General features: G+C 60.6%; 4 protein-coding genes and 1 pseudogene. All 5 read left to right on the top strand.

Features of this window, described 5'->3' with window-relative positions:
- Positions 1 to 369 precede the first annotated feature (369 nt).
- The 5 genes and pseudogenes from guaB (at position 370) to EKL94_RS21545 (ending at position 7,645) form a co-directional block, all read left to right on the top strand.
- Positions 370 to 1,827 (top strand): IMP dehydrogenase, encoded by a 1,458-nt coding sequence (gene guaB, locus EKL94_RS21565; protein WP_126930583.1) that lies wholly within the window; start codon positions 370 to 372, stop codon positions 1,825 to 1,827.
- Between the two features lie 111 nt (positions 1,828 to 1,938).
- Positions 1,939 to 3,504: a glutamine-hydrolyzing GMP synthase gene (gene guaA / locus EKL94_RS21560; RefSeq protein WP_005413109.1), complete on the top strand. Its 1,566-nt coding sequence runs from the start codon at positions 1,939 to 1,941 to the stop codon at positions 3,502 to 3,504.
- A gap of 119 nt (positions 3,505 to 3,623) precedes the next feature.
- Positions 3,624 to 3,841 (top strand): annotated as a pseudogene (locus tag EKL94_RS21555) (integrase core domain-containing protein); the annotation flags it as partial.
- 157 nt (positions 3,842 to 3,998) lie between these two features.
- On the top strand, positions 3,999 to 5,903 hold the full coding sequence (locus EKL94_RS21550) for a hypothetical protein (RefSeq protein WP_126930582.1): 1,905 nt from the start codon (positions 3,999 to 4,001) through the stop codon (positions 5,901 to 5,903).
- Complete coding sequence (locus EKL94_RS21545; protein ID WP_126930581.1) at positions 5,900 to 7,645, top strand: hypothetical protein; 1,746 nt, start codon at positions 5,900 to 5,902, stop codon at positions 7,643 to 7,645. The genes EKL94_RS21550 and EKL94_RS21545 overlap by 4 nt, the downstream gene beginning before the upstream one ends.
- Positions 7,646 to 7,917 lie beyond the last annotated feature (272 nt).

Raw genomic sequence — 7,917 nt, 5'->3', positions numbered from 1 at the left:
TGGTGGGTGCCAACCTTGGTTGGCACGATCCGTCCGGCACCTGGGCCCCAGATGGGGTGAAGGCCTCTGGCTGTTTGTGCCAACCAAGGTTGGCACCTACCAAAGACGGTTCCAGGGCGGTGCGGCTGGCGGCATTGCCCGCTGTTGGTGGGTGCCAACCTTGGTTGGCACGATCTGTCCGGCATCCGGGCTCCAGATGGGGTGAAGGCCTCTGGCTGTTTGTGCCAACCAAGGTTGGCACCCACCAAAGCGGTAGCCGGGCCCCCTGAACCAATCACCGCCCGCGCGACACTGCGTCGCATCTACCCCCTGCCACACGGCGCGAAAAAGGGGTAAAATGTCGCGCTTCCCCACATCTCGGGTATGCCGATGCTGCGCATCCAGGCTGAAGCACTCACTTACGACGACGTCTCGCTCGTCCCCGCCCACTCGACCATCCTGCCCAAGGACGTCAACCTCGAAACGCGGTTGACTCGCGACCTGAAGCTGAAGCTTCCGATCCTGTCCGCAGCCATGGATACCGTCACCGAAGCCCGCCTGGCCATCGCCATGGCACAGCTCGGCGGCATGGGCATCATCCACAAGAATCTCAGCCTGGAACAGCAGGCCGCGGAAGTGGCCAAGGTCAAGAAGTTCGAGGCCGGTGTCATCCGCGACCCGATCACCGTCGGCCCGGAAACCACCATCCGCGACGTGCTGGCCCTGACCCAGGCGCACAACATCTCCGGCGTGCCGGTGGTGGGTAGCGACGGCCTGCTGGCCGGCATCGTGACCCACCGCGACATGCGCTTCGAGACCGAGCTGGACGATCCGGTCCGCCACATCATGACCAAGAAGGATCGCCTGGTCACGGTGAAGGAAGGCGCCGCCAGCGACGAAGTGCTGCAGCTGCTGCACCGCAACCGCATCGAAAAGGTGCTGGTGGTCAACGATGATTTCGCCCTGCGCGGCCTGATCACCGTCAAGGACATCCAGAAGAACACCGACTTCCCGAACGCTGCCAAGGATCTGTCGACCCGCCTGCTGGTCGGCGCTGCCGTCGGCGTGGGTGGCGATACCGATCGCCGCGTGGAAGCGCTGGTCGCCGCCGGTGTGGACGTGATCGTGGTCGATACCGCGCACGGCCACTCGCAGGGCGTGCTGGACCGCGTCAGCTGGGTCAAGAAGAACTTCCCGCACGTGCAGGTCATCGGCGGCAACATCTGCACCGGCGAAGCCGCACTGGCGCTGCTGGACAGCGGCGCGGACGCGGTCAAGGTCGGCATCGGCCCGGGCTCGATCTGCACCACGCGCGTCGTCGCCGGCGTCGGCGTGCCGCAGGTCACCGCGATCGATCTGGTGGCCGAAGCCCTGCAGGACCGCATCCCGCTGATCGCCGACGGTGGCATCCGCTACTCGGGCGACATCGGCAAGGCGCTGGCCGCCGGTGCCTCGACCATCATGGTCGGCGGCCTGCTGGCCGGTACCGAAGAATCGCCGGGCGAGACCGAGCTGTACCAGGGCCGTTCGTACAAGAGCTACCGCGGCATGGGTTCGCTGGCTGCCATGGAGAAGGGGTCGAAGGACCGCTACTTCCAGGACGCCGCCACCGCCGACAAGCTGGTGCCGGAAGGCATCGAAGGCCGCGTGCCGTACCGCGGCCCGGTGGGCGGCATCATCCACCAGCTGATGGGCGGCCTGCGCGCCACCATGGGCTACGTGGGCTGCGCCACCATCGAAGACATGCGCAGCAAGCCCAAGTTCGTGAAGATCAGCGGCGCCGGCCAGCGTGAGAGCCACGTCCACGACGTGACGATCACCAAAGAGCCGCCGAACTACCGCGCCTGACGCGGGCCGAGCAAAGAGGAACGGGGAAGCACTTCCCGTTCCTCTTTCTCTATCTGCCGCCGCATTTTCTCTTTCAGATTTTCGTTTTCCCTACTGCATTGCCGGGGCGCCATGACCAACATCCATAACGACAAGATCCTCATCCTCGATTTCGGCGCGCAGTACACGCAGCTGATCGCCCGCCGCATCCGCGAGCTGGGCGTCTACTGCGAAATCTGGGCGTGGGACCACAACCCGGCCGAGATCGCCGCGTTCGGCGCCAAGGGCATCATCCTGTCCGGTGGCCCGGAATCGACCACGCTGCCGGGTGCCCCGGCCGCACCGCAGGAAGTGTTCGACAGCGGCCTGCCGATCTTCGGCATCTGCTACGGCATGCAGACCCTGGCCGCGCAGCTGGGCGGTGCCACCGAAGCGGCGGACCAGCGCGAGTTCGGCCACGCCGAAGTAAACGTGATCAACCCGGATGCGCTGTTCAAGGGCCTGAGCGACCACGGCGGCGAGCCGAAGCTGAATGTCTGGATGAGCCACGGCGACCACGTCTCCGTTGCACCGCCGGGCTTCACCATCACCGCCACCACCGACCGCATTCCGGTGGCCGCCATGGCCAACGAAGAAAAGCGCTGGTACGGCGTGCAGTTCCACCCGGAAGTGACCCACACCCTGCAGGGCCAGGCGCTGCTGCGCCGCTTCGTGGTGGACGTGTGCGGCTGCCAGACCCTGTGGACCGCGGCCAACATCATCGACGACCAGATCGCCCGTGTGCGCGAACAGGTGGGCGATGACGAAGTGATCCTGGGCCTGTCCGGCGGCGTCGATTCGTCCGTGGTGGCCGCGCTGCTGCACAAGGCCATCGGCGAAAAGCTGACCTGCGTGTTCGTGGATACCGGCCTGCTGCGCTGGCAGGAAGGCGACCAGGTGATGGCGATGTTCGCCGAGCACATGGGCGTAAAGGTCGTTCGTGTGAACGCCGCCGACCGTTACTTCGCCGCGCTGGAAGGCGTGAGCGACCCGGAAGCCAAGCGCAAGATCATCGGCAACCTGTTCGTTGAGATCTTCGACGAAGAGTCGAACAAGCTGAAGAACGCCAAGTGGCTGGCGCAGGGCACCATCTACCCGGACGTGATCGAGTCGGCCGGCAGCAAGACCGGCAAGGCGCATGTGATCAAGAGCCACCACAACGTGGGCGGCCTGCCGGAGCACATGAAGCTGGGCCTGGTGGAGCCGCTGCGCGAGCTGTTCAAGGACGAAGTGCGCCGCCTTGGCGTTGAGCTGGGCCTGCCGCGCACCATGGTCTACCGCCATCCGTTCCCGGGCCCGGGCCTGGGCGTGCGTATCCTGGGTGAAGTGAAGCGCGAATACGCCGAGCTGCTGGCCAAGGCTGATGCCATCTTCATCGACGAGCTGCGCAAGGCGGACCTGTACGACAAGACCAGCCAGGCGTTTGCCGTGTTCCTGCCGGTGAAGTCGGTGGGCGTGGTGGGCGATGCGCGGGCTTATGAGTGGGTGATTGCGCTGCGTGCGGTGGAGACGATTGACTTCATGACGGCGCATTGGGCGCATCTGCCGTATGAGTTCCTGGGGACGGTGAGCAACCGGATCATCAATGAGTTGCGGGGGGTGTCACGGGTTGTTTATGACATCTCGGGGAAGCCGCCGGCGACCATTGAGTGGGAATGAGTTGAAAGGATGAGGGCGCCGAGAGGCGCCCTTTTTTGTACGCGGAGCTTACTCAGACGTTCCCATTGCGAGCGTTTGGATCGCCTGTATCAGGAAGCGGGACTGCAGGTGCGTCGCAGGACCAAAACGCTTACGTTGAGTCCTTCAACGGGCGGCTACGCGATATATTTCCGAACGAGCATTGGTTCCCAGCGTTGCTCCATGCCAGGACCAGTGTCCAAAGCTGGCGGCATGACTACAAAGAAGAAAGGCCTAAACGAGCACTTGACGGGCTGACCCCCGCCAGTAGTCTGCGCAGTTGATTGGCAGCATAGATAGCATCAGCACTGGACTCTAAACCCGCCCACTACTCAGGGGGGGGCGTCGCATTGAGCGACTAATACATCAAACAAGATATACGTAGGTACATCCAAGAATTTCGGCAGCGGAGCCTGAGCGCAGTTGAATGTGAAATTTGAGCTATCTTTAAGCTAAGAGAACAGGGGTGATAGGCCATGGACGATAAAGAAGCCAAGCTGGATCAGCTCGCGTGGCTGTGTCTGACAAAACCCGAGTCTATAAAGCTAGACGATATAGGGCTGACGCCAGAGGATATGGTCAGTGAGTGCCAGATGATGGACGGTACGCCATTCTTTGTTGACCCTGAGAGAGCCAAGGCTCGCGCGTTACAGTACCTCCAGGTAGTTGTCATTGAGCCAAAGCTACAAGCACCCGCCGAGTTGTTCGAAGGCCTTTTTCTGTGTCAGGCGGCCTCGGGCGCGGGACGCGGCGACAAACTTCCTGCCGTTGCGCTTGCGCGGCTCCACAACAACGGCATCGTTGATGTGGCGCAGCTTGCAATCGACGCCGTGGGTGACGGCAATGGACATCCGTACAGAATCGGCAGGGTCGTTGCAGACGTCATCCCGTTGTTGGATGCACTCGACATTCCCAATGTCTTGATGATGGTACTCCTCCTAGAAGCAAGGGGATTCTTGGCGCCTGCGATAGAAGATTGGATGAAGCGTCACCCGGCGGAAATCGAGCACGTGCTCGAGGGATGCCTTGCGGCGCCTCATTTGACGTTGGCGCCGCTGTTGCGTACCAGTTTTATTGTCGGGGTCCAGAATGACAGGGAGTCGTGGCTGGCACGTGTGCACGCCTTGGTGGGTACGCCGGATCCTTTGGTCGCACTACCGGCGTTAGAAACGTTGGGTTTCATTGATTGGAGCGACATCGATGCGACCGAGATTGATCGTGCGGTGGGGGTGATTCGGGACAAGCTGCAGGCTGGCGACGGCGCTTTGCGTAACACGGCTGCGCGAGCGGGCCTCTACTTGGTGGGCACCGCACCCGATCGGCACACACTGATCGACGAAATAGCAGCGCTGGAGGGTATCGATGTTGTACAGATAATCGGAGATCATCTCGCTTATGGCCCGAATGAGCTCAGAGCGCAGTCTTGGTGTCTGGACAAGATAGATCTACTTGCGGGTAAGGGAGTGCAAGAGAGTGGTGCGGGACATGGAATCGACCACATCCTGGCCAAGGAGTACAGCTCAAGGAACAAATCCAGAGTGCTAGCTTGGCTGGAGACATGGGCTCGCACCAATGCAGAACGAGCGCCGTCAGTGCCTGGAGAGTTCCCTCAACTGTTCGCGCAGATCGTAAGTGACGGCGAAGCGCTGGGAGACCTGCTGGTCGCATGGCTGATGGCCGACGCCATCGGTTACCAAAGGATGGCTCGGAAGATTTTAGATGAGCTGAGCCTGAGTGAGGTACGGGGTACCGCTTTCTCGGTATCCGCTCTGGATACGCTCAGCGCGGGCGGCTTGCTGCATCTGGCGCGGCGAACTTTGGCAAATGTCGTGCGTGATCATCAACGAGTCTCACTGGCTTGGTCGATGACACGCACGCGCGATGCCGAGGCAAGAGTGTTTGCGCTTGTCTTTGAAGTCATGTTCCGGCACATAGGATACGACTATCCCGTCGCGACGAGGGAACATCTGGAGCCGTTGGTAGCGACGGGCGCGGAGGATGCGCAGACTCGATTGGCTCAGCAGATCCTTGAAGCGATGAGCGCATACTACGAACCGCTGAAGGCACTGCCACTGGTTGAAGAGCTGAGGCCTTCATCCGAGCAAAAGATTCGGTTTGAGAAGGAGCGGGCGCGATTGATGAATGAGGCCTTCGAAGAAGCAAGTAAGGATTCTTTCTTCCGAAAGGTCGCCACGTCTATTCCGCTTAAAGCCGGACGTTCCATGTTCTTCATGCGAGATGGCGAGGTGGGAGGTACGACGCCGATGATGTCGGCATCGCACTCAGTTGCGGTGCCACGTAGCGAGTCGATTGATAAAGTCGGCAGCGATATGCAGCGCCGCCAGTTCATCTTGGGCAAGCTGAAGGATGGCCAGGCATGAAGCTCATCATTAAGGAGTTCCTGAGCCAGCTTCGCGAATCGGGGGAGCTGGACCGACTGCTTCCGGATCTGCTCGCACGCATGAAGCTCATTCCGATTAGTCGCGCACAGGTGGGTGTGCGCCAGAATGGAGTGGACATAGCGGCCGTCGGCAAGGACAAGAACGGCATCAAGACGCTCTATCTGTTCGTGCTTAAGGTTGGCGATCTGGGACGTCGGGACTGGGATGGCGGTGTCAATGCGGTTCGTGCAACGTTGAATCAGATTCAGGACTCCTATCTACACACCTCGGTGCGCGAGGAGCATCAAACACTGCCGGTCAGGGTAGTTATCTGCTCCACCGGCGAGCTTAAGCAGGAAGTACAGCAGGACTACACGGGTTACATCAACGGACACACCACCTCGAACCTGAGGTTCGAGTTCTGGTCTGGTGACGACCTGGCGGACATGATCGATGCGCACTTGCTGGACGAGTATGCGATCGATCCGTCACAACGGGCAGACCTTCGTCGAGCCATTGCTTTGATTGGTTCAAGGGATTATGACCTGCGACACGCGTACAAAATCGCCCAGGCATTGCTGATCGACAGTCACGACGGGGCCCCGGTACTAAGCAATACCCGTCGAAGGTTATTCGTTCGTCAAATGAAGACCGTGGCATTGGTGTTGGAAGTAGTTTTCCGCTGGGCAGATGAGGAGGGCAACCTGCTGAACGCGTTCAAGATGGGTGAGCGTTGCTGCCTTTGGGCGTGGGAGGCGATCCGGGTTCGGGACGTCTTCAAGTATCGCCCTGCCATCTCAGCTTTCCGCGACATCTATCAGATACACCATCGCATCTGTGCGGCCTACTTCGACAAGCTTAAGCCCTTCTTTTGGGCAAGGGATGGGCTGTCCGGTTTCACTGGCGAGAATGCGTTGGTAACAGACAAGGTATTCGAGCAGATCGGAATATTGGCTGAGATAGGTCTCATGCAGCAACACCATGCCGAGATGGCGCTGGTGGAAGGCAATGAAGTGGCGGCGGCCTTGGCTGCAGCCAACGCAGATGGGGTCGCAGATACGTTGATCGCCGCAATCAAGAACAATGCCTCCTCTGGCTCGCCTCGTTACGATGGCAATGCAATCGAACTATCCCTGGCCTTCTTGCTGCTCCACCTCACGGACAAGCATGAGGCGGCGAAGCAATGGCTAGACGATCTGGCTTCCCGCGTGTCGTTCGCGTTCAAGGTCAAGCAGCACTTTCCCGTTGCGACCGACGCGTTCGATGACTTGGTAGCGATGGAGGTGGGCGAACTCTCCGAGGACCAAGTGGAGAAACTGCGCCATCTAAGTACTCTGGTGCCAACACTCATGTACTGGAGCCTCATCATGGGTCACGATGAGGTCTACCATTGCCTGCGCGACCGCTATAACTCGGCTTTCGAGGGGGTCTGCCTGCAGCTCTGGTACGCCGATGACCTCACCGAGTCGGTGATCTACCGGCTGCCGGCGCAGTACGAAAGCGGCACGACGGAGGCGCTTCTTAGTTTCCCCGAACAGATTGGCGACCTGCTGCGAGCAGACATAAAGAAGGCTGAGTCCAAGGCCATCGTCAGCTTGGATGCGCTCTCTGCGGTAAAGCAAGGGCCCTGGGTGGTGATCGCGATGGCATGTCGTCACTTCAGGACGCCATTTCCACCACAGTTCTGGATGCCCTTTTTGCTCCAGGCCAAGGCTGGCGACGTGCCCGGCCAGATGAATTAGAAGGCCCGCCACGTGGACGGCCGCCCAGCGTCGCAGGTCCGGAGCAGGTTCGAGCTTCGCGTCGACCTGGTAGCCGGCGGCGTTAGTCCTTATCGGGGCGGGCTGACTCGGATCGCCATGTGCGCTTCTGGCTGGGAGCGGAAACGGGTTCACCCCCGTTTTCACGGACACTTACAAGAAGGCCGATTCAGGCCATGAGGAGTGTTCATGTCGAAGCGAAGGAAGTTCAGCGCCGAGTTCAAGCGTGGTGCGGTGGAGCAGGCAAGCCAGTC

The organism is Stenotrophomonas maltophilia (assembly GCF_003970865.1).
Lineage (GTDB): Bacteria > Pseudomonadota > Gammaproteobacteria > Xanthomonadales > Xanthomonadaceae > Stenotrophomonas > Stenotrophomonas maltophilia_AR.
Note: the sequence above shows the minus strand (reverse complement) of the source record. Positions and strands in the feature narration are given on the sequence as shown.